Annotated in this window: 20 protein-coding genes; 7 read left to right on the forward strand and 13 right to left on the reverse strand. The window is 69.1% G+C overall.

The window, feature by feature from the left end:
- Positions 1-26 precede the first annotated feature (26 nt).
- From ACFX59_RS00765 to ACFX59_RS00775, 3 genes are all read left to right on the forward strand, one after another.
- Entirely contained in the window at positions 27-1,706 is a 1,680-nt protein-coding gene (locus tag ACFX59_RS00765) for a DNA polymerase III subunit gamma/tau (RefSeq protein WP_387428688.1), read from the forward strand.
- 1 nt (position 1,707) lies between these two features.
- Positions 1,708-2,031, forward strand: a complete 324-nt coding sequence (locus ACFX59_RS00770; protein ID WP_307100000.1) for a YbaB/EbfC family nucleoid-associated protein — start codon at positions 1,708-1,710, stop codon at positions 2,029-2,031.
- A 75-nt stretch (positions 2,032-2,106) separates the two neighbouring features.
- The gene (locus ACFX59_RS00775; protein ID WP_219020342.1) at positions 2,107-2,361 is read left to right on the forward strand and encodes a hypothetical protein; all 255 of its coding nucleotides are present in this window, start codon (positions 2,107-2,109) and stop codon (positions 2,359-2,361) included.
- Between the two features lie 22 nt (positions 2,362-2,383).
- Here the strand turns inward: ACFX59_RS00775 and ACFX59_RS00780 are convergent, their stop codons facing one another.
- The 4 genes from ACFX59_RS00780 to ACFX59_RS00795 form a co-directional block, all read right to left on the reverse strand.
- A complete protein-coding gene (locus ACFX59_RS00780) occupies positions 2,384-2,785 on the reverse strand; it encodes a hypothetical protein (protein WP_387428691.1) in 402 nt (133 codons plus the stop codon).
- 255 nt (positions 2,786-3,040) lie between these two features.
- Positions 3,041-3,715, reverse strand: a complete 675-nt coding sequence (gene mtgA / locus ACFX59_RS00785) for a monofunctional biosynthetic peptidoglycan transglycosylase (RefSeq protein WP_387428693.1) — start codon at positions 3,713-3,715, stop codon at positions 3,041-3,043.
- A gap of 212 nt (positions 3,716-3,927) precedes the next feature.
- Positions 3,928-4,095, reverse strand: a complete 168-nt coding sequence (locus ACFX59_RS00790) for a hypothetical protein (RefSeq protein WP_387428695.1) — start codon at positions 4,093-4,095, stop codon at positions 3,928-3,930.
- A complete protein-coding gene (locus ACFX59_RS00795; RefSeq protein ID WP_387428698.1) occupies positions 4,092-5,054 on the reverse strand; it encodes a threonine/serine dehydratase in 963 nt (320 codons plus the stop codon). The genes ACFX59_RS00790 and ACFX59_RS00795 overlap by 4 nt, the downstream gene beginning before the upstream one ends.
- 141 nt (positions 5,055-5,195) lie before the next feature.
- Between ACFX59_RS00795 and ACFX59_RS00800 the strand changes: the two genes are divergently transcribed.
- The 4 genes from ACFX59_RS00800 (at position 5,196) to ACFX59_RS00815 (ending at position 8,900) form a co-directional block, all read left to right on the forward strand.
- Positions 5,196-6,431, forward strand: a complete 1,236-nt coding sequence (locus ACFX59_RS00800; RefSeq protein ID WP_387428700.1) for a type III PLP-dependent enzyme — start codon at positions 5,196-5,198, stop codon at positions 6,429-6,431.
- A gap of 183 nt (positions 6,432-6,614) precedes the next feature.
- Entirely contained in the window at positions 6,615-7,664 is a 1,050-nt protein-coding gene (locus ACFX59_RS00805; RefSeq protein WP_309701615.1) for a deoxyhypusine synthase, read from the forward strand.
- The gene (locus tag ACFX59_RS00810) at positions 7,664-7,810 is read left to right on the forward strand and encodes a hypothetical protein (protein WP_309696624.1); all 147 of its coding nucleotides are present in this window, start codon (positions 7,664-7,666) and stop codon (positions 7,808-7,810) included. The genes ACFX59_RS00805 and ACFX59_RS00810 overlap by 1 nt, the downstream gene beginning before the upstream one ends.
- A gap of 106 nt (positions 7,811-7,916) precedes the next feature.
- Complete coding sequence (locus ACFX59_RS00815; RefSeq protein ID WP_387428703.1) at positions 7,917-8,900, forward strand: alpha/beta hydrolase; 984 nt, start codon at positions 7,917-7,919, stop codon at positions 8,898-8,900.
- 46 nt (positions 8,901-8,946) lie between these two features.
- Here the strand turns inward: ACFX59_RS00815 and ACFX59_RS00820 are convergent, their stop codons facing one another.
- Genes ACFX59_RS00820 through ACFX59_RS00860 form a run of 9 tightly spaced genes read right to left on the reverse strand, consistent with a single transcriptional unit; the run spans position 8,947 to position 20,950 of the window.
- On the reverse strand, positions 8,947-10,830 hold the full coding sequence (locus tag ACFX59_RS00820) for an XrtA/PEP-CTERM system amidotransferase (RefSeq protein ID WP_387428705.1): 1,884 nt from the start codon (positions 10,828-10,830) through the stop codon (positions 8,947-8,949).
- Positions 10,831-10,834: 4 nt separating this feature from the next.
- Positions 10,835-12,319 (reverse strand): exosortase A, encoded by a 1,485-nt coding sequence (gene xrtA / locus ACFX59_RS00825; RefSeq protein WP_387428708.1) that lies wholly within the window; start codon positions 12,317-12,319, stop codon positions 10,835-10,837.
- On the reverse strand, positions 12,316-13,473 hold the full coding sequence (locus ACFX59_RS00830) for a TIGR03087 family PEP-CTERM/XrtA system glycosyltransferase (protein WP_387428709.1): 1,158 nt from the start codon (positions 13,471-13,473) through the stop codon (positions 12,316-12,318). Before ACFX59_RS00830 ends, xrtA begins: the two co-directional genes overlap by 4 nt.
- Complete coding sequence (locus tag ACFX59_RS00835; protein WP_387428712.1) at positions 13,470-14,501, reverse strand: FemAB family XrtA/PEP-CTERM system-associated protein; 1,032 nt, start codon at positions 14,499-14,501, stop codon at positions 13,470-13,472. The genes ACFX59_RS00830 and ACFX59_RS00835 overlap by 4 nt, the downstream gene beginning before the upstream one ends.
- Complete coding sequence (locus ACFX59_RS00840) at positions 14,498-15,364, reverse strand: XrtA system polysaccharide deacetylase (protein WP_387428715.1); 867 nt, start codon at positions 15,362-15,364, stop codon at positions 14,498-14,500. The genes ACFX59_RS00835 and ACFX59_RS00840 overlap by 4 nt, the downstream gene beginning before the upstream one ends.
- A complete protein-coding gene (locus ACFX59_RS00845) occupies positions 15,354-16,691 on the reverse strand; it encodes an ExeA family protein (protein WP_387428717.1) in 1,338 nt (445 codons plus the stop codon). The genes ACFX59_RS00840 and ACFX59_RS00845 overlap by 11 nt, the downstream gene beginning before the upstream one ends.
- 19 nt (positions 16,692-16,710) lie before the next feature.
- Positions 16,711-18,405: a hypothetical protein gene (locus ACFX59_RS00850; RefSeq protein ID WP_387428719.1), complete on the reverse strand. Its 1,695-nt coding sequence runs from the start codon at positions 18,403-18,405 to the stop codon at positions 16,711-16,713.
- On the reverse strand, positions 18,402-19,445 hold the full coding sequence (locus ACFX59_RS00855) for an AAA family ATPase (protein ID WP_387428721.1): 1,044 nt from the start codon (positions 19,443-19,445) through the stop codon (positions 18,402-18,404). Before ACFX59_RS00855 ends, ACFX59_RS00850 begins: the two co-directional genes overlap by 4 nt.
- Positions 19,442-20,950, reverse strand: a complete 1,509-nt coding sequence (locus ACFX59_RS00860; RefSeq protein ID WP_387428723.1) for an XrtA system polysaccharide chain length determinant — start codon at positions 20,948-20,950, stop codon at positions 19,442-19,444. The genes ACFX59_RS00855 and ACFX59_RS00860 overlap by 4 nt, the downstream gene beginning before the upstream one ends.
- Positions 20,951-20,964 lie beyond the last annotated feature (14 nt).

Consider the following 20,964-nt stretch of genomic DNA (forward strand, 5'->3'; position numbering starts at 1 on the left):
CAACACCCCGACCACTCAGACCCGGCATGGCTGATTCGTTCGACCTGGGCGAACCGCCCCAGCCCGCCAAAGCGGAGGCGTATCGCGTCCTCGCGCGCAAATATCGGCCGCAGACCTTCGACGCGCTGATCGGGCAGGACGCGATGGTCCAGACGCTGGGCAATGCGATCAAGCGCGACCGACTGGCCCATGCGTTCCTGATGACCGGCGTGCGCGGGGTGGGCAAGACGTCCACCGCGCGACTGATCGCCAAGGCGCTGAACTGCGTCGGTCCCGACGGCACCGGCGGCCCGACGATCAGCCCTTGCGGCGTGTGCGAACCGTGCCGCGCCATTGCGGAAGGCCGCCATATCGACGTGATCGAGATGGACGCCGCCAGCCATACCGGCGTGGACGACGTGCGCGAGATCATCGAGGCGTCGCGCTATGCCGCCGTCTCGGCGCGCTTCAAGATCTACATCGTCGACGAAGTCCACATGCTCTCCAAGAACGCCTTCAACGCGCTGTTGAAGACGCTGGAAGAGCCACCCGCGCATGTGAAGTTCCTGTTCGCCACCACCGAGGTGAACAAGGTTCCGATCACCGTCCTGTCGCGCTGCCAGCGATTCGACCTGCGGCGGATCACGGCGGACAAGCTGGCGGCGCATTTCGCCGACATCTGCGTGAAGGAAGGCGTCACCGCCGAGGAGGAGGCGCTGATGCTCGTCGCGCGCGCGGCGGAAGGCTCGGCGCGCGACGGCCTGTCGATCCTGGACCAGGCGATCGCCCATGCCGATCTGGAGGGCGGCGGCGTCACCGCGGCGGCGGTCCGCGAGATGCTGGGCCTGTCGGATCGCGGCGCGGTGCGCGACCTGCTGGGGCTGGTCCTGAACGGCGACGGCGCGGGGGCGCTCGCCTCGCTCCGGCGGCAATATGACTATGGCGTCGACCCGCAATCGGTGCTGCGTTCGCTGCTGGAGACGGTGCACGGCATCACCCTGACCAAAGTCGGCACGCCGCACGACGCCGCCCAGCCGCTGGAGGAACGCGCCGCGCGCGAGGAATGGGCGGGATCGCTCAGCTTCCCGGCGCTGCACCGGCTGTGGCAGCTGTTCCTGAAGGGCCATGACGAGGTTGCCCGCGCCGCCCTGCCCATCGAGGCGGCGGAGATGGCGCTGCTGCGCGCGATCCATGCCTCGACGCTCCCCGATCCGGGCGAGCTGGCGCGGCAGATTCGCGATGGCGGTGTTGCCGCGCCCAGCGCCCCGGCGGCGGTGCAACAGGCCACGCCCACACCCGCGCCCGCCGCCATGGCCCCGCCCCCTCCCCCCGCCGAGCCCGAGCCGCCCAAGCTGCCCGACAGCTTCGTCGCGATGATCGACCGGCTGGACGATATGGGACAGCTGGCGCTCGCCGCACGGTTGCGCCACGGGGCGCGTCTGGTGCGTTATACGCCGCCGGAGATGGTGTTCAGCGGATCGCGACCGATCGCGGCGGATACGCTGAGCGAGCTGATCGCGGCGCTGAAGACGGCGACGGGCCAGGTCTGGCGCGTCACGCTGGAGGATGTGCCCGGTGAGCCGACGCTGCACGAGCAGCAGGTCGCCGCCGAGGAAGCGATCAAGACCGCCGCGTGGGAGTCGGACATGGTCCGCGCCGCCCGCGAGGCTTTCCCCGAGGCCGAATTGATGGAATGGCCCGGCAAACGCAGTGTGAACGGAGCATGATGTGAAGAATCTAGACGAAATCCTGGCCATGGCCCAGAACGTCCAGAACGAACTGGAAAAGGCGCAGGCCAATCTCGACACGATCGAGGTCGAAGGCGTTTCGGGCGGCGGTCTGGTCAAGGTCAAGGCGTCGGCCAAGGGGCGGATCATCGGCATCACCATCGACGATTCGCTGATGCAGCCGTCGGAAAAGGGCATGCTGGAGGATCTGCTGGCCGCCGCGATCAACGATGCGCGGACCAAGGCGGATGCCGCTTCGGGCAGCGAAATGTCCAAGATGACCAGCGGCCTGTCGCTGCCGCCGGGCTTCAAGCTGCCCTTCTGATCCGCTTCCAGTCGTTTCGGGAACGGTATGGCGGTCATGGCGTTGCCCCCTCCATAATCAAGAGGAGGGAATGTCATGGCCGATGAACGTGTTACCGAAACCTATGGCACCCAGCAGCCGCATACCACGGTGATCGAACGGCGCAGCGGCGGCGGTGGCGGCATGGCGATCGCCATCGTGCTGCTGATCGCGGTGCTGGTCGGCGGCTTCTATCTGTTCAGCCGGGGCGGGGCGGAAAACCGTCGGGACGCGGCCGTCACCTCGGCCGCCAAGAGCGTCGGCGATACCGCCAAGAAGGCGGGCGACGCGATTTCGGGCGACGCCAAGTAAAGCTATCCGCGACCGGCCGGGCCTATCGACGCCCGGTCGGTTGCGACGATGGCGGGTCGATCTCCGCATCCGGGTCGATCAATCGGGTCAGCACCTTGCGGCCGAGGGTCAGCGGATCGCGGCCCCCGCCATAGCCCGCCTGCCCCGCCTCAGCGGATGTGCAGCGCCTTTGTCCGGCATGGATGCCGCAGGGGCCCATACCACCCAGAATATTCGCACCGCTCAGCCCAGCGCCCGCTTCGCCCGTCGCGCCGGACGGTCCGCGCCCGGACGGCGGTATCCGATAGCGTTCGGCCGCATCGCGGCGACCGCGTACCACGATCTCGTCTTGGGTCCGGGGACATTCGGATCGCGGCGTGATGCGGGGCAGCGGCAAAGCCGATGGCACGGCCTGGAGCAGCATCAATCCGATTGCGGCAGGCATCGCATGGGCTTCCCGTGGAATCCTTACGATCGTCGTGGAGGATCGTGGTTTTTGCGAGGCGGATGTTGCCGGAGCTTGGTCGCATGGGGCCACCGCCCTCCCCCATCCCCTCCCGCCTGCGGGAGGGGCGTGCCGGTCGATAGCGGCGGGATCATAAGGTCCCGGCTGGCGCGTGTCGGCCACCACGAACACGCCCCTCCCGCAAGCGGGAGGGGATGGGGGGAGGGCAAGGTGTCTCACCGAGCCCCCACCCCGTTACCGGATACAGGCATCCAGCCCCTGCCGCCGCACCACGCCCACATAGCGCGCGATGACGTTGCCGTGCCTGCGCACGAACCCGGTCGGCGCCACCGCCGCGCGCTTCTTGGGCAGCGGCAGCACGGCCGCTATCCGGGCCGCCTCGGTCGGCGACAGATGCGAGGCGTCATGCCCGAAATAGCGCATCGCCCCGGCATTGGCGCCGTACGTCCCGATCCCGGTCTCGGCGATGTTGAGATAGACCTCCATGATCCGCCGCTTGCCCCACAGCGTCTCGATCAGGAAGGTGAACCAGGCCTCGAACGCCTTGCGGACATAGCCGCCATTCTGGAAAAGAAAGGCGTTCTTGGCGGTCTGCTGGCTGATCGTCGAGCCGCCGCGGATCCGCCCGCCCTTGGCGTTGCGATAGGCGGCGCTGGCCATCGCCTTGAAATCGAATCCGTTATGAGAGCAGAAACGGGCATCCTCGCCCGCGATCGCCGCGCGCGCCATGTCGGGGTCCATGTCCGACAACGGCATCCAGTCCTTGGTCACGCCATGCCCGCCGATCACATCGCCCAGCATGGTGAAGGTGATGGGCGGCGGCACGAAGCGATAGATGCCGACCCAGACGACACTGACGATCACAAAGGCGAGCGCGGCCTTCAGGGCCCAGCGAGCGATGCGGAACATGAGGGGGCTTTAGCGGGGTTTGCGCGGCAGGTCACTTGCAACCGAACCCCGTTCCCCGGCGAAGGCCGGGGCCCAGTTCCTTCACGGTCGAAGGCGCGCAAGGCGGTGCGTGGGAGGCAGAGCGACCCGCTCGGAAATGCCTCCCACGCCCATTCAGCCACCGCCCCAAACTCCAAAGCAACTGGGCCCCGGCCTTCGCCGGGGAACAGGTGTCACACCGTCCAGATCAGGACATTGCCGACCAGCACCGCCGCCATCACCAGCATCAGCACGCCCTTGCGCCGATCCCCGCGCCGGATCGTCACCACCCCGCCGGCCACACAGGCAAAGGCCGCCAGCATCGCGATCCCCGGCGCGGCCTGGGCGATGGCCTCCGTCATCCGGCCAGCACGCGGGCATAGGCGGCGCGGTCGACATTGCCGCCCGACAGGATGACCAGCATCCCATCCTCCGCCGCCACCTTGCCCGCCAGCAACGCCGCCAGCGCCGCCGCACCGCCCGGCTCGACCACCAGCCGCAGCCGTTCGGCGGCGAAGCGCTGCGCGGCCGCCACTTCCGCCTCGGACACCGCGACGCCCTCCGCCCCGCGCCGCGCCAGCACCTCGAAGGTCAGCGGCGACACGCGCGTCGTCTGGAGCGCGTCGCACGCGGTCGGCGGGGGATTGTCGCCCACCGGCTCGATCCACCCGGCCTCCAGCGAGCGCCGCATATCGTCCCAGCCCTCGGGTTCGACCACCGTCACACGCGCTTCGGGCAGCGCCAGCGTCAGCCCCGCCGCCAGCCCGCCGCCGCCGCAAGGCGTCACGACATGGGCGGGCGCGGGCAGGCCCAGCGCGGCCATCTGCGCCGCCGCCTCGACGCCCGCAGAGCCCTGCCCCTCGATCACCCAGGGATCGTCGAAGCTCGGCACCAGCGTCGCGCCGCGCGCCTCGGCCAGTCGCCGCGCGATCTTCTCGCGGCTTTCGGTCGCGCGGTCATAATCGACGATCTCCGCCCCCAGCGCGAGCGTCCCCTCGCGCTTCGACGCGGGCGCATCGGCGGGCATCACGATGGTCGCGGCGATCCCCAGCCGCCGCGCGGCCCAGGCGATTCCCTGCGCATGATTGCCCGAGGAGAAGGCGACGACCCCGCGTGCCCTGGAATCGGCGTCCAACGCGGTTAATCGATGCCATGCGCCGCGCAGCTTGAACGCACCGATCGGCTGCAAGGATTCGGCCTTGAAGGCCACCGCTTTCCCATTGATATTAAACGGGAATAGCGGCGATGGCGGCAACACCCGCGCAATCTTTTCGGCGGCGTCACGGACCCCGGCTTTTGTCGGCTGTCTTAGGATTGTCACTTTTTATCTCCGCCTCGCTTTCTACCGCTTTACATTAGAAAAAGTGGACCCTATTTCGCGCCTCCGCTGCCCCATGGGACTTCCAACCGCAAGGCAGCTTTTTGTCACCGTATGCCGTCAGGCAATTGGAGGTCCCTTGAGTTGCACCAGAATCATCGCGCGCTGGGGCTAGCTGCCCACTCGACCGCCGTCCCCTCCAACCTGGAGCGCGGCATCGACATCGCCAAGCGTCGCCCGGCTGATCCGGTCACGCTGCTTCGCCCGCACGCCGCTGCGCGCGCCGCCCGATTCTTCATCGAGAAGTTTCCGGGTCGGCCGATGTATGCGGTGAAGGCGAATCCGTCGCCGGATCTGATCCAGATCCTGTGGGACAATGGCATCACCCATTTCGACACCGCCTCGATCGCGGAAGTGCGGATGGTGAAGTCGGTCGTTCCCCAGGCCGTCTGCTGCTTCATGCATCCGGTGAAGTCGGAAGAGGCGATCGCCGAGGCCTATTTCACGCACGGCGTCCGCACCTATTCGCTCGACAGCCTGGAAGAGCTGGAGAAGATCGTCCGCGCCACCAACGGCGCGACCGACCTGACCCTGTGCGTCCGGATGCGCGTGTCGTCCGAATATGCGAAGCTCAGCCTGGGATCGAAGTTCGGCGTCAACCTGGAAGAGTCGAAGGACCTGCTGATCGCGACCCGCCAGGTCGCCGACGCGCTGGGCATCTGCTTCCATGTCGGCAGCCAGACCATGACCCCCGACGCCTATTCGGCGGCGATGGAGCGCGTGCGTGCGGCGATCGTCGCGGCGGCGGTCACGGTCGACGTGATCGATGTCGGCGGCGGCTTCCCCTCGGCCTATCCGGGCATGACCCCGCCGCCGCTGGAGCGTTTCTTCGAGACGATCCACCGCGCGTTCGAGAGCCTGCCGGTGTCCTATTCGGCCGAACTCTGGGCCGAGCCGGGCCGCGCGCTGTGCGCCGAATATTCGTCCGTCGTGGTGCGCGTCGAGCGTCGCCGCGGCAATGAGCTGTACATCAACGACGGCGCGTACGGCGCGCTGTTCGATGCGGCGCATATCGGGTGGAAGTACCCCGTCCAGCTGCTGCGCGAGCCCGATTCCGACGCGCGCGACATGGACTTCAGCTTCTGGGGCCCGACCTGCGACGATCTCGACTTCATGCAGGGTCCGTTCCCGCTGCCCGCGGACACGAATACCGGCGATTATTTCGAGATCGGGATGCTCGGTGCCTATGGCCAGGCGATGCGGACTCAGTTCAACGGCTTTTCCTGTCACGAGTTCGTCGTGACCGACGACGAGCCGATGTTCTCGGTCTATCGCGACGAGGCCGAGCACGCCCTCCCCGCGAACGTCGTCAAGCTGTAACCCGGCGACTTTAGCACCTCCTTTATCCCCTTCCGCTTCGGCGGGAGGGGAATGGGGTGGCATTGCGGTGTCCGCCGCGATAAGGCCCCTTCGCATACCGGCCCTGCCCCGCGCAGGTCCGGGCCAGCCGGGTTACCGCGTCCCCAATAACGACGACGGCTTCTCGATGATGATGGAACCATCATGACCGACACGATCAACGACAACCGTAAGGCCGAGCTGCTCTCCAGCGTGGTCGAGCATATCGACATCACCAAGTTCGACGCGCGCCCGATCATCGATTCGATGGGCAAGATGAGCTTCACCAGCCGCGACCTGGCGCGCGCGACCGGCATCTACAATCAGATGCTGGCCGACAAGGACTGCTCGATCTTCCTCGTCATCGCGGGTTCGACCTCGGCGGGCGGCTGCATGGACCTCTATGCCGAGCTGCTGCGCTCGAACATGATCGACGGTGTCGTCGCGACCGGCGCGTCGATCGTCGACATGGATTTCTTCGAGGGCCTGGGCCACAAGCATTACCAGGCGCTGGAAGTGCCGGACGACAACACGCTGCGTTCGCTCTACATCGACCGCATCTACGACACCTATATCGACGAAGAGCAGCTTCAGGACTGCGACCACACGATCGGCAAGATCGCGGACTCGCTGGAGCCCAAGGCCTATTCGAGCCGCGCCTTCATCCGCGAGATGGGCAAGTATCTGGCCGAGCACGGCAAGAAGGACAACAGCCTCGTCAAGCTCGCCTATGAGCATGACGTGCCGATCTTCTGCCCGGCCTTTGTCGACTCCTCGGCGGGCTTCGGTCTGGTCAAACACCAGGTCGAACGCGCCAAGGAAGGCAAGCCGTACATGGTGCTCGACGCGATCGCCGATTTCCGCGAACTGACCGACATCAAGATCAAGGCAGGCACCACCGGCCTGCTGATGATCGGCGGCGGCGTGCCGAAGAATTTCATCCAGGACACGGTTGTCTGTGCCGAGATCCTGGGCCATGAAGACGTCGAGATGCACAAATACGCCGTGCAGATCACGGTGGCCGATGTTCGTGACGGTGCCTGCTCGTCCTCGACGCTCAAGGAAGCGGCGAGCTGGGGCAAGGTCGATACCGCGCTCGAGCAGATGGTGTTCGCGGAAGCGGGTTCGGTGATGCCGCTGCTCGCTTCGGACGCCTATCATCGCGGCCACTGGCGTGAGCGCGCGAAGCGTCGTTGGGGGGCTATTTTCGACTGATGTTGGACTTCTTGGAACGTGAGCAGCTTGCCTATCTGATCATCGGCGTGATCCTGCTCGCGGCGATAGCATTCGCGATCCCCTATTCCCGTCGTCGCAAGCGCGAAAAGCTGCGGCGTCGGGGGATCAAGAAGTACGGACATTGAGAAAAAGGGCGGAACCGCAGGGTTCCGCCCTTTTTTCTTGCCCGGCACGCGCCCTCCCGGCAGGTTTGCCCCGATAACGCCGTGCGGCGCGGATGGAGAGGATAGGATGATCGACCGACGCTCTGTGATCGGAGCCATGGCGAGCGTGCCGCTGGCCGCCCGCGCCGCCGCGCAGGCCGCACCGGCCTCCGCCACCGGCATGACGCCCTGGCCGCCCGCCGAGCATTTCCCCCTCTGGCCCGGCCGTCCGCCCGGCGCGCGCGCGACTTTGCCCAGCCCCCGTCCCTCGATGAACGGCCCGGCGGGGCAGCAGCAAATGTGGCTGCGCGGCATCGCCACCCCGATCGTCGCGGTCTTCCGGCCCGAGCGGCCCGACGGTCGCGCCGTGCTGACCATTCCCGGCGGCGGCTATGGCTTCGTGTCGGTCCAGAATGAGGGGATCGACGTCGCGCGGACGCTCAACCCGCATGGCATCACCGTCTTCGCGCTCGCCTATCGCCTGCCCTCCGAAGGCTGGGACCATCAGGCCGACGTCCCCCTCCAGGATGCACAGCGCGCCATGCGGCTGATCCGCGCCGATGCGGCGCGATACGGCATCGACCCGGCGCGGCTGGGTATCGTCGGCTTTTCGGCGGGCGGGCATCTCGCGGGTTCGCTGACCGTCGGTTATGACGACCGGGTCTATGCGCCCGTCGACGCCGCCGACCGCCAATCGGCGCGCCCGCGCTTTTCGGGGCTGGTCTATCCGGTCGCCAGCCTGTCGACGCCGACCACCCATGCCGGGTCGCGCGACAATCTTCTGGGCCCCCATCCCGATCCCGCGACCAGGGCGCGCTATGACAGCCCGCGCCGGATCGATGCGACCACGCCGCCGCTGTTCCTGGTCCATGCGGTCGATGACGGGCTGGTTCCGCTCGACCAGTCGCTCGACCTGCTGACCTGCGCCCGCACCGCCAAGGTGCCGGTCGAGGCGCATTTCTTCGAGAAGGGCGGGCACGGCTTCGGCGCGCTGGGCGCCCCCGAAGGCGCCCCGGCGCGGCTGTGGCCCGATCTGTTCGACCGCTGGATCAACCAGACGCTGGGGGCGTGATGCCCAAACCTACGCTCGCCCCGTGCGGACGGATGGGGATAGCCCCTTAGAACAGCCTTTGCAGGCTCCGCTCCAGCATCATCATTTGCCACAGCGTCCGGCCATGGTCGGCCCGCCCCGCCCGGTGGTCGGCGGCCATGCGCCCCAGTTCGGCCAGCTGGAACCAGCCCGTCTCGCGCAGCAGCCCCGATTGCGCCAACCGGGCCGCCTCGTCGGCCAGGGCGCCGCGAAACCACGCGCTGATCGGCGTGACGAAGCCCATCTTCGGCCGATAGAGGATGTCGCGCGGCAGATAGGGCTCCAGCGCCTTCTTCATCAGCCATTTGCCCTGCCCGCCTCGCACCCGCATCGCGGCGGGCAGGCGGGCGGCATATTCCACCAGGCGATGGTCGAGCAGCGGCTCGCGCGCCTCCAGCCCCACCGCCATCGAGGTGCGGTCGGTCTTGGTCAGGATATCGCCGGGCAACCAGATCTTCAGATCGGCATATTGCGCGCGGTCGATGGCGTCGCGGGCGGGCGCGTCGCGCATCGCCGCGACATAGCGATCCTCGGCCCGGTGGCCGCCCAGCGCCGCCTTCGCCTCCGCCGAAAACAGCCGCGCGCGCCATTCCGGGCTGGTGACGCCCACCGCCCGCGCATAGGCTTCCGCCCCGTCCATCCCCAGCGCCAGCAGCGTCGTCTTGGCACGCAGCGGGCGCGGGGCCCAATCGGCCTTGGGATAGAATCGCCCGAGCGTCCCGAACAGCCCGCATCGCAGATCCGCCGAGAACAGACCGCGGACCCGCTCCTCGCCCGCATGGAAGACGTGGCGGCGATAGCCCGCCATCGCCTCGTCCGCGCCGTCGCCGGACAGCGCGACGGTGACATGCTCGCGCGCCAGCTGGCACAGCCGATAGGTGGCGAGCGCCGAGGCATCGGCAAAGGGCTCGTCGAAATGCGCGACCAGCGTGTCGATCAGCGTGAAGTCGTCGGCGCGCACCACCCGCTCGACATGGTCGGTGGCGAAACGCCGGGCCACGGTGCGGGCATAGCCCCGCTCGTCATGCCCCGCCTCCTCGAAGCCGATGGTGCAGGTGCGCACCGCGCGCGGGGACGCCTCCGCCATGAGCGCGACCACGCCCGAGCTGTCGACACCGCCCGACAGGAACGCGCCGAGCGGCACGTCCGCGACCATCCGGCTGGTCACCCCGGCCCGCATCCGCGCAAGCAGTTCCTCGCCCATCCGCGCGGCCGATCCGGTTTCCCGGTCGGAGAAATCCACGTCCCACCATTGCCGGGGAGACGGAATGGCCCGCCCCCGCTCGATCAGCAGGAAATGCCCGGCGGGCAATTTGTGGACGCCGCCCATGATGCTGGCATCGTCGGGGACATAGCCCAGTGCCAGATAATCCTCGACCGCGCGGATATCGGGCCGTCGCCGGAACAGCGGATGCGCCAGCACCCCCTTCATCTCCGAGGCGAAGGCGACCGCGCCATCGGGCAGCTCGGCCCAGTGGAGCGGCTTCACCCCCAGCCGGTCGCGCGCCAGGAACAGCGCCCCCGCCCTGGCGTCATGCACCGCAAAGGCGAACATGCCGACCAGCCGGTCGAGCATCGACGGCCCCCAATGCCGCCAGCCGTGCAACAGCACCTCGGTATCGCCATCGGTGCGGAACACCGCGCCGCCCGCACGCAACTCCTCGCGCAATTCGCGGTAATTATAGATTTCGCCGTTGAAGCAGACCGCGACCTCGCCATCGACCATCGGCTGGGGCGAGCCCTCGACGTCGATGATCGACAGCCGCGCATGGGCAAAGCCGACACCGGGCGCGGTCCACAGGCCCTGCCCGTCCGGCCCGCGATGCGCCTGTGCGCCGATCATCGCGCGCAGCCGGGCGGGATCGACCGGCTTGGGCGTGGCGGGATGGAACAGACCGGCGATACCGCACATGGGATCAGCGCCGCCCGGTCAGACGGTCGGCGAAGCGATCGATCGGTCCCAGCGCCTGGACGAACGCCGCGATCGCCTGGCGGTCATCCCCCTCGCTCGACACATGGACGGCGACCGCCACCTGGCGCCGGCCGAGCAGTCTGGCCTTCATCGTCTCGATCTTCACCCGTCGCATGTCCGGGGTCAGCGTATCGCCGATCCGGTACCAGCTCGCAACGACGCGCTGCATCGTCCGGCGATCGGGCGTCGTCTCGATCAGCCGGGTCGCATCGCCGCCCGCGACAGGCGCCAGATCGGCGACGCGGATCCAGGGATCGGCTTCGTGCAGGATGCCCGTCCCGAACGCGCCCAGCTTGCCGCCCTCGCGCTGCTGCGGGAAGATGCCGACCGCCAGATCGACCTGATGCCCCTGCCCGTCGGCATAGGTGCGCAGCAGCACCTGCGCGCCGGGATAATAGGGCCGCCATTCGCTGATCTGCGGCGCGGGGGTCCAGCCGGGCACGTCGGGCAGCGCCATATGTGCGGGCAGCGCGGCGACGCGCGACCCGGCAAAGCCGCTCCAGCTGGGGTAGAGCGCGGTGATCGTCACCGCCAGGATCGCGGCGAGCAGCGGGTCGATACGGCGGCGCGGAATGGCGGAGAGGCGCGCGGGGTCGAAGGCGGGATCGTCGGGCGACCGGTCGAAGAACTGCCACCCGATCGCCAGCACCGCCGCCATGACGAAGGCGAAGAACACCCAGCCGAAGATGATGTGATCGACGCCCCCCGCCACCTCGATCGAGGTGAGGTCGGCGGCGAAGATCGTTCCCCAGGCGCGGATGCCGTTGGCCAGCACCGGCACGATCACCGACACGATCAGGAACACCGCGCGCCGCCAGGGCGAACGGAAGCAAAGATTGGCGACCAGCGTCGCAAAGGCGATCATCGCCAGGACGAATTTGGACCCCGAACACGCCTCCGCCACCTCGAACCAGTAGCGCCCGGCATGGATCAGCACGCCGTCCGCACTGGCGGGGATGCCGCTCCAGTCGAGCAGCGGCATGACGATCGCCACGGTGATCTGCTGAAGCGGCTTTTCCAGTTCCGCGCCGAACGGCACCAGGAACCAGGCATAGGCCAGCGGGAACAACAGCCCGCGCGCCACCATCGGGCCCAGCAGCGTGACGACCAGCCCCTCCAGCGTCGCGACCAGCCCCAATTGCCGCACCAGCGCGACCGTGGCGGACTCGCCGAGCAGCCAGAGGAACCCGCCCGCCGCGACGAGCAGCAATCCCGGCCACCAGGCGGCCGGGGTGAGTTGCTTCAACTCCGACCGCCGCTGCCAGATCAGCCAGCCGACGACCGGGCCGATGAACAGGCAATGGCCATAGGTCGTGCTGGTCCACCAGATCTCGACCAGATGCGCGACGTCGCGGCGCAGGAGGAACAGGACGAACAAAGCCGCCACGCCGAGCAGCGCCAGATGATAGCCCCAGCGTCCCGGCTTCACGACACCATATCCTTCATCAGCCGGTCGAGCGGCGCCAGCCGCGCCCCCCAGCCGTAACGCTCCATCACCCGCGCGCGCGCGGCGGGGTTGGTGGCGGGGCCGTTCAGCGCGGCGAGGACGCGGGCCGCGAAATCCCGGTCGTCCGCCGCCACCGCGATGGTGCCGCCATGATCGATCCCCTCGGCGGCGGCGCGCGACGCGACGACGGGGCGGGCCATCGCCATCGCCTCCAGCACCTTGTTCTGGATGCCGCGCGCCAGCATCAGCGGCGCGATGCAGACCGCCGCCCCCGCCAGCCATGGCCGCGTGTCGGGCACCTCGCCGGTGACGATCACCGCCTCCCCCGCCAGTCGCCGCACCGCCGCGGCGGGCGCGCGGCCGACAATGGCGAAGCGCGCATCCGGCCGGACGGCGCGGATGCATGGCAGGATGGTCTGGGCGAAATGGATTACCGCATCGATATTGGGGCGATAGTCCATCTGCCCGGTGAAGACGATCAGCGGGCCGTCCCGCACCACCGGCGCCACTGCGCCGGGCGCATGGACGGTCGCGTCGATGCCGTTCTCGATGGCCAGGACATGGCCCTGCCCACCCTGGCTGCGGAACAGGGCGGCCTCGGCCTCGCTGACGAACAGGGTCGCATCGGCATCGCGGGCGACGCGGCGCTCAAAGGCCGACAGACGTTTCGCCTCGCGCGCCAGCATCCAGGCCCTGGGGCCGGTCGCGCCATCCGCCATCGCGGCGAACTTGGCCGAGTCGACGTCCACCATGTCCATCACGGTCGGCCCTTGCCCGCGATACTGCGCCATCTGGCCCGAAAAGACATAGGTCGCGGCCACCCCGCCCTGCCGCACCCCGGCCACCGCCCGCGCCATGGCGGGATGGGCAAAGGCGGTCAGCGAGACCGGGCGGCCGGTCGCCAGCGCCTCGACGGCGGCGCGCGGCATCCCCTTGGTACGGGGGATCACATGGCAACTCGCCAGCAGGTCGCGGAATGCGGGCGGCGGATCGCGCTCGGCCTCGCTTTCGGCAAAGGCGCAGAGATGGATGCGCCAGTCGCGCGCCAGATGCCGCAGGATGTGGAAGCTGCGGATCTTGTCGCCGCGATCGGGGGGAAAGGGCACGCGGTGCGCGAGGAACAGCAGGTCCCTCACCCCAGCCCCCGTGCGATCACCGGCCCCGCGATCCGCGCCGCCCAGACCGGCATCCGCTTCCAGATGGCGATCATCGCGGCATATTTGGGGTTGAGCGGATTGATCGCGCGCGGCCCATGGATGCTGCGGCTGGCATAGACCAGCGGCCGCCCCTCGAACCCCCAATTCTTCTTGAACGCCGCCGCGCCGGTCCCAACCTTCGACCGGCCGAAGTCGAAGCGGTGGCAGCCGCGCGACCGCGCGTGCCGCATCAGCGCGAAATACATCAGGTCATTGGCGCGCAGGCCCCGCGCCGCCTGCGTGCCCCCGCCCCAATAGGGATAGACGGTACCGCCATGATAGAGGCTGAGCACGCTCGCCACTGCGCGGCCGCGATGACACACGGTCAGCACGTCCGCGTCCAGCCGCGCCGCCGCCTCGCGGAACAGCCGCGCCGGAAACACCGGAGTGCCCAGATTGCGGACCGATTCGGCATAGACGCGGTAATGCTCGGCCAGCATCGCCGTATCGGCGCCGGTCTGGACGGTCAGCTCATTGGCCAGCGCCTTGCGCACCTCGGCCCGCTGCTTGCGCGGGATCGCCTTCAGCTCGGCCTCGTCATCGGCGGCGATCGGGCGGACGAAACCCAGATAGCTGTCGGCGTCGGGCGTCCAACCATCCGGCACCGGCCCTCCGCGCAACTCGACCGACTCGATGCCACGATCGCGGGCGAGCGTCCAGGCCGCCTCCGCCAGCAGGTCCACACCCTCGCCCAGCACGCCGCCATCGACGCCGAAGCCCGTCGACACCATCGCCGCGCCGAACAAGGGCGAGCGAATCTCGCTGAGCGGCAACAGGCCGACCAGATCGCCGCTGCGCTCCGCGACCAGGCAATGCGCCTTTTGGCCACAGCCCGCCGCCCCCGCCAGCAGCCAGCCGGTGCGATGAAAGGGCGTGCCACCGGCGGCATCCACGAACGCATCGATCCGCGCACGCTCCGTTTCGCGCGCCAGATCGGCGACGCGCAGGGTCGGCAGCGTCGCGCTCATGCCAGCTGTGCCGCTTCCCTGGCCGCCACCTGATCGACCCGGCCCCAGTCATGCCGCCCGAGCAGCGCGCGCAGCTTGCCCTCCATCGCGCCCAGCCGCGAATAATGGCGGATGCGTGAGCGAAGCGGGGCGGCGGTGACGCGCGGCTGGCCGGGATCGATCTCCCAGGGATGGAAATAGAACATCGCGCCATGCCGGTCGCGCTCGACCTGCCCGATCGCGATGTCGGTCAGCTTGGCGGGCAGCATCCGGAAGAAACCGCCGCCGGTCGCCAGCCGCCGCTGGCCGAACTGCGCCACCGTCACCGGCAGCTCGATCAGATCGGCATCGGCCAGCGGCCGCCAGGCATAGCGCGGCGAGGCCGCCCAGCCATAATGATCGTGCCGCAGCGGCGCGACGCTGGAGGAATAACGATAGCCCGCCTCGGCCAGCACGGGATGCGCCCAGGGGGTACGGGTGTCGATCGAGAAGCTGGGCGCGCGATAGCCGGTCACCGCCTGCCCGCCCGCATCCTCGATGGCGGTGCGCGCGCGGAGTAGATCGGCGCGGAACTGGTCGGCGGTCATGGTGAAGACGCGCTGATGGTCCCAGCCATGGCTGGCCATTTCATGCCCGGCCGCGACGATGCGACGGATCAGGCCGGGATGGCGATGCGCGACCCAGCCCAGCGTGAAGAAGGTCGCGCGCGTCCCCGTCTCGGCGAACAGCGACAGGACCGCGTCGGTATTGGCCTCGACCCGACTGTCCAGCCGGTCCCAGTCGGCCTTGTCGATCGTCCGTTCGAAGGCGCCGACCTGGAACCACTCCTCGACATCGACCGACATGCCATGGAGCGGCCGGGCCGCGCCGGGCTCAGGCGGCATGGCCCCAGGCGCCCGTGCGGATCGTCGGGCTTTCCTCGCGGCGGGGCTCGCCACGCGCGTCGGCATCGCTCCAGTCGACCATCAGCGTCAGCACGCGGCGCAGCGCCGCCTCCTGCTGCTCCAGCCGCGCCTCCAGCCGCGCGATCCGCTCCTCCAGGGCCGCGACCGGCGACGGATCGGCGGCCGCCGCCGGGGCGGGCTTGGCAGGTTGGGGTTCCGGCGCGGGCCGGGGCTCGGGGATCGGGCGCAGCGATACCGGCTCGGGCGCGGGCGGCGGGGCGACGATGCGCGGGCTGCCGCCCTGCCCCGTCTGGCTGTCGGGCATGATCCGGGTGCGGACGATCGGATCGGCCATCGCGGCGGGCGCAGGCGCGCCGTTCAGCGTCGCGGCGCCCAGCGTCCCCAGCCCGAAGACCGATCGGTCGAAGGCGGGTGCGGCGGCCTGGGACGGTGCGATCGGGGCGGGTTCGGCTTGTACCTCGGCGTCGCGCGAGGCCGCGAACCGATCGCCCCCCATATCGGCGGCCATGTCGGCGGCGACGCTTTTGACGGTTTCCTCGCCGATCAGCTCGACCCCCTCGACCGCCGCCTGCAACAGCACGCGGCCCGCCAGCACGTTCAGACGGCGCGGCACGCCGCCCGACACCTCGTACAGCGCGTCGAACGCGTCGGCGGCGAAATCGGGGCGGCCGGTCCATCCCGCCACCGCCAGCCGGTGCGCGATGTAATCGGGAACCTCGTCGGCCTCCATCGGGTCGAGATGGTGGATGGCGATGACCCGCTGGCGCAGCTGCTCGATGGCGGCCGAGCCGAGCAGGCGCTCGCGGAATTCGGGCTGTCCGACCAGCAGGATCTGGAGCAGCGCATGCCCCCCTGCCTGGAAATTGGACAGCATGCGCAGTTCTTCGAGCGAGGCGAGCGGCAGCGCCTGCGCCTCGTCGACGATCAGCAGGATGCGACGCCCCTCGCGCGCGACGCCGTTCAGCGCGCGCTCGATCGCGGCCAGCAGTCCCGCCTTGGACAGACCCAGGCTGTCGACGCCCAGCTGTCCGGCGACGGTGCGGAGCAGGTCGTTCGGCTCGATCGCGGTCGACACGATATGGATGACGCGCAGGCGGCGCTGGTCGAGCGTCTCGACAAGATGGCCGACCAGGGTGGTCTTGCCCGCGCCGACATCGCCGGTGATGACGATGAAGCCCTCGCCCTGCGCCAGGCCATAGCCGAGATAGGCCATCGCCTTGCCGTGAGTCGCCGTCTCGAACCAGAAACGCGGGTCCGGCGTCAGCTGAAACGGGCGCTCGCCCAGACCAAAATGCGTCTCGTACATCATCGTGCCTTTCGGCCGGTCAGAACTGGTATCGTGCCGCGATCAGGGCCTGCGCCGACAGCGCGCTGGACAGGTCCCCGACCGTGAAGTGATACAATCCCACCGACGCGGTTGTTCCGAGCCGACCGAAGTTGCGGTAATAGCTGGCGGTCGATCCCAGCGACACCACGTCCTCGGCCCCCGCCAACTTACTGGCATAATAGTTAACGAAGCCGTTAACGTTAAGCCCCGAATTCGGGCCGAGCGCATGGCCGAAGAAAATCTGCGCGTACCAGCTTTCGTCCTCGGTGCCATAGACGACGATGCCCGGCGCGTTCTGCGGCGCGAAGAGGCGGCGATTGGTATAGCCCAGCCCGAGCCCCAGGGTCGAGCGGCCGCGCGTTATCGACACCATCGCATCCAGTCCGCGCGCGCGGTAGAGCGAGGTCTGCACCGATTGCAGCGCGTCGTTCAGGCACCCGCCCGGCGTCGTGCCGCTGGTCGAGAACACGCATCCGTTGAACTGCTGCCCAAAGGCATCGCGCGTCTCGACGAAATTGGTCGGCAGGTTGGACAGGCCATCGCGCAACTGCCGCCCGAAGGTCTGGATGCCGTCATAGACCGCGACCTGCATGACGACGTTGCGCGACGCCTGATAGCGGGCGACGCCGGTCACGCTGAGCGAGCCGTAACGCTCGCCGACATGCCCCTCCACCGAGGTGCGGCGATCGGGGCGCCAGATCACGCCCGCATCATAATAGACGCCGTCAGTGCGATAGGCGATGCGACGCGGGCCGGTGGGCGCGGTGACGAAGCGGCCCCGGCTGTCGACCAGCGGGCGTCCGGCGGCGTCGACCGCCGCATCGCGCTGGCTGCTCTCGATCCGCTCATAGCCGACCCCGGCGGTCAGCGCGACATAGGGGGAAATGGGTTTCAGCACGTCGCCGCGCACGAACCAGCCCTCGTAACGCTGCGCCAGCTGCCCGGCATCGTCGCGCTCATAAGAGGCGTTGAGCGACAGCCCGACCGGCAGGACCGCGCCGGGGCGGACATTGGCGCTGACCGTCGCCAGCTGGTTCCAGCTGTCGCTGAAATAGTCGAGGCGCGGCTGGCCCGGCGCGATGCCGCCAAAGCCCGGCGTGTCGACGCGAGTATAGCCCAGCCGGTAATTGGCGCCGATCTGCACCGGCCCGGCGCGGGTGGTCAGGACCGGACCGATATAGGCCGAATAGAGCTGCGAGATATTGCCGGTATCGCCGACCAGCACGCCCGGCGCGGCGCCGCGAATGTCCGAGCGCGTCCGCGTGGCGAGCGCGCCGCCGTCCAGGGTCAGGTCGCGCGTCAGCCGATAGGCGCCGCGCGCCAGCCCGCTATGGATGTCATCGTCGGCATAGCGATCGTTCCAGCCGAACCGATGTTCGTAGCGATAGCTGAGCTGCGCCTGCGCGCGCGGGGTGCTCGCCTGCGCATTCACGCCCGCCGCCAGGCTGGTGAAGGTCACCACATCGCCGCCGTTCAGATCGGCGCTCAGCAGCTGCCCCACCTCGATATAGGGGGCGATGCGGACACGCGATGGGGTGCCGCCTGCGGGCGCGGGCGCGACGCCGGGGGCTGCGCTGCCCGGCGCGGATGTGGAGGGGGGCGCGGCCATGCCCTGCACCTGCGCCGCCAGCGCCGACGGCCAGGCCGCCAGAGCCAGCGCCGAGGCGATCAGAACCGGCCGCGCCGCCGTCACCGGGCGTCGTCCTTGCCATATCCGCCATAATAGCCGAACCGGCGGCTGCCCGGCACGAAGGCGACGCTGTTGAGCACCAGCTGGATATGCTCGCACGCATCGAGCAACGCGATCGCGCCCGCGACCTCGCTCTCGGGCGTGCGGTCGGCGCGGACGACCATCATCACCTGCCCCGCCAGCATCGCCAGCACCGAGGCGGACGAGGCGGCCAGCGCGGGCGGCGAGTCGAAGATGACCAGGCGGCGCGGATTGGCCGACAACAGCCGCTGCAACACCGTCCGGGTCCGCGCCGAGGCGAGCAATTCGGTGTCGCTGGCGCTGCGCGTGCCGCAGGGCAGCACCGACAGATGCGGGACGTCGGTCCGGATCACCAGATCCTCGACATCGATCGCGCCGTCGTCGAGCGCGTCGAGCAGCCCCGGCCCCTCGGCCAGCCCCAGCCGGTCGAGCACGTCGGGCTTGGCGACATCGGCGTCGACCAGCAGCACCTCGGTATCGCGCTCGGCGGCCAGCGACAGCGCCAGGTTGACCGCGCAGAAGGTCTTGCCGTCCTGCGGCCGCGCCGAGCAGATCAGGACGGTGCGCGCCTTGTCGGCATCGCCCGTCTCGACCAGGCGGCGGCTGGTGATGATCAGCTGGCGCTTGACCAGCCGGAACTCCTCGGCCAGCGGCCCGACCGGCGCGCCGGGGACGATCATACCGTTCTCGGCCAGCATCGCGCGGTCGACCATCGCGACGTCGCTGAAGCCGGGATTATATTCGCTCGCCAGGAATTCCTCGTCGCCCGGCTGCGCCAGGAACTCGGCCGGAATGCCGCTCAGGCTGGCGGGAAATTCGGGATCGGGTGCGCTGTCTGGCGCGACCATGGCGGGCGGCATCCGGTCCGCCTCGCGCGGCGCGACAGGCCTGGCGTCTTCGCCCCGCTCGCCCTCGGGCATGACGGGCGCGCGGACAAAGGACTGGAAGTCGTAGACATTCGCCGCACGTTCGAGCAGCGAAGGCTCCCGCCGGGGCCGGTTCGGTTTCAAGGGCTTGGTCATGCCGCCATACCCCGCTGCAATAGCTCGATCGCGACCACCATCCCATAGGCCGCGCCCAGCGCCGCCGTCCCGCCGAGGAACAACTTCATCCGCTTGGCCCGTACCTCGGCCTGCGCGCGCGTGACGACCTCGCCGATCGCGCCGATCACCGGCAACCCCATCGCGCGTTGCAGCGAATGCGGCGTGGTGAAGGTCTGGCGCAGCTTGGACAGGGCAAAGGCGGTCCCGATCCCCAATCCCAACGCGGCCAGGAACACGCCGGTCAGTAGCAACAGGCGATTGGGCGCGGTCGGCGTGCGCGGATAGGTGGGCGGGTCGATCACCGAGAAACGCATCGAGTCGGTCTGGTTCTGCGCCTGTCCGCGCAGCGCGACCTGCTCGCGCTGGCGCAGCAGCTGGTCGTAACTGTCCTTCAGCACCTGATAGTCGCGGTCGATCGCCCCCTGCTGCGCCGCCGCCTCGGGATCGGTCGACAGGCTGGCGTTCAACCGGTCGAGGTCGTTCTGCAACTGGCTCTTGCGCATCTTCAGGCTGGCGAGCTGCGCCTGCTTCTCGGCGGCCATCGACTGGAGCGACATGTAGAGCGGATTGGGCTGCCCACCCGCCCCGCCGCCCGGCGGCTCGGCCCGCGCGGCGGCCTGCGCGACCGCCAGCTGGCTCTTCAGCGCGATCACGTCCGGATGGCTGTCGGTATAGCCGCGCGCCCTGGCATCGGCGAGCTGACCCTGAAGCGTCGCCAGCCGCGCGCGCGCGGGGCCGGCGACCCCGCCGCCCTCGCCCACCGTGCGCGGCGTGCCCGCCAGCTGCCCCTGCACCGCCGCGACGCTCGACTGGGCGGCGGCCATGTCGCTGTCCACCTGCGCCATCTGCGAGCGCGCCAGCCCGATCCGGTCGGCGACCGATCCGCTGCCCGGCAGGCCGCCCAGGAACTGGTTCTGATACTGGGCGCGCTTGGCCTCGGCGATCTGGAGCTGCTTCTGGCGGTCGTCCAGCTGCTTGTCGAGAAAGGCCAGGCTCTGGTTCGTGTTGTTGCGATCGCCGACCAGATTGGATTCGACGAAGATGTCGATCAGCTTCTGCGCGACCTGCTGCGCCAGCTTGGGGCTGGACTGGGTGACGGTCAGCTGAAAGATCGTGTCCTGCTGGTTCTCGATCTTGATCGACTGGGCAAGGGCCGAGACGCGCGCGGCGACGTCGGCGTCGCTCGACACCGTGCTGGCCAGGTCGGTGCCGCGCACCACCTTTTGCAGGTTGATCGCCGAGATCAGCGTCTGGCGCACCTGATCGACCGAATCCATCTGGCTGGCCTGGTTCGAGGCGATGCCGTCGGGCAGGATCTGCGCATTCTGCACCGCGATGCGCGCGCGCGATTCATACCGGCTGGGGATTTGCGAGACGAACAGCCAGCCCGCGATGCACACCGCCCATGCGACGCCCAGCGCCAGCCAGCGCCGGGTCCAGATCGCATGGATCGCTATGCGGATTTCATCCTGGATGCTCGACATGCGCAGGCGCGACC

Source organism: Sphingomonas sp. NCPPB 2930, from assembly GCF_042867205.1.
In the GTDB taxonomy this organism is placed as follows: domain Bacteria; phylum Pseudomonadota; class Alphaproteobacteria; order Sphingomonadales; family Sphingomonadaceae; genus Sphingomonas.

Coding starts and splice junctions, on each gene's coding strand:
- ACFX59_RS00805 (WP_309701615.1), top strand. CDS start 6,615: ATGACCGACACGATCAACGACAACCGTAAGGCCGAGCTGCTCTCCAGC.
- ACFX59_RS00775 (WP_219020342.1), top strand. CDS start 2,107: ATGGCCGATGAACGTGTTACCGAAACCTATGGCACCCAGCAGCCGCAT.
- ACFX59_RS00855 (WP_387428721.1), bottom strand. CDS start 19,445: ATGACCAAGCCCTTGAAACCGAACCGGCCCCGGCGGGAGCCTTCGCTG.
- ACFX59_RS00790 (WP_387428695.1), bottom strand. CDS start 4,095: ATGACGGAGGCCATCGCCCAGGCCGCGCCGGGGATCGCGATGCTGGCG.
- ACFX59_RS00860 (WP_387428723.1), bottom strand. CDS start 20,950: ATGTCGAGCATCCAGGATGAAATCCGCATAGCGATCCATGCGATCTGG.
- ACFX59_RS00810 (WP_309696624.1), top strand. CDS start 7,664: ATGTTGGACTTCTTGGAACGTGAGCAGCTTGCCTATCTGATCATCGGC.
- ACFX59_RS00820 (WP_387428705.1), bottom strand. CDS start 10,830: ATGTGCGGTATCGCCGGTCTGTTCCATCCCGCCACGCCCAAGCCGGTC.
- ACFX59_RS00765 (WP_387428688.1), top strand. CDS start 27: ATGGCTGATTCGTTCGACCTGGGCGAACCGCCCCAGCCCGCCAAAGCG.
- ACFX59_RS00840 (WP_387428715.1), bottom strand. CDS start 15,364: ATGCCGCCTGAGCCCGGCGCGGCCCGGCCGCTCCATGGCATGTCGGTC.
- ACFX59_RS00845 (WP_387428717.1), bottom strand. CDS start 16,691: ATGTACGAGACGCATTTTGGTCTGGGCGAGCGCCCGTTTCAGCTGACG.
- mtgA (WP_387428693.1), bottom strand. CDS start 3,715: ATGTTCCGCATCGCTCGCTGGGCCCTGAAGGCCGCGCTCGCCTTTGTG.
- ACFX59_RS00835 (WP_387428712.1), bottom strand. CDS start 14,501: ATGAGCGCGACGCTGCCGACCCTGCGCGTCGCCGATCTGGCGCGCGAA.
- ACFX59_RS00815 (WP_387428703.1), top strand. CDS start 7,917: ATGATCGACCGACGCTCTGTGATCGGAGCCATGGCGAGCGTGCCGCTG.
- ACFX59_RS00780 (WP_387428691.1), bottom strand. CDS start 2,785: ATGCCTGCCGCAATCGGATTGATGCTGCTCCAGGCCGTGCCATCGGCT.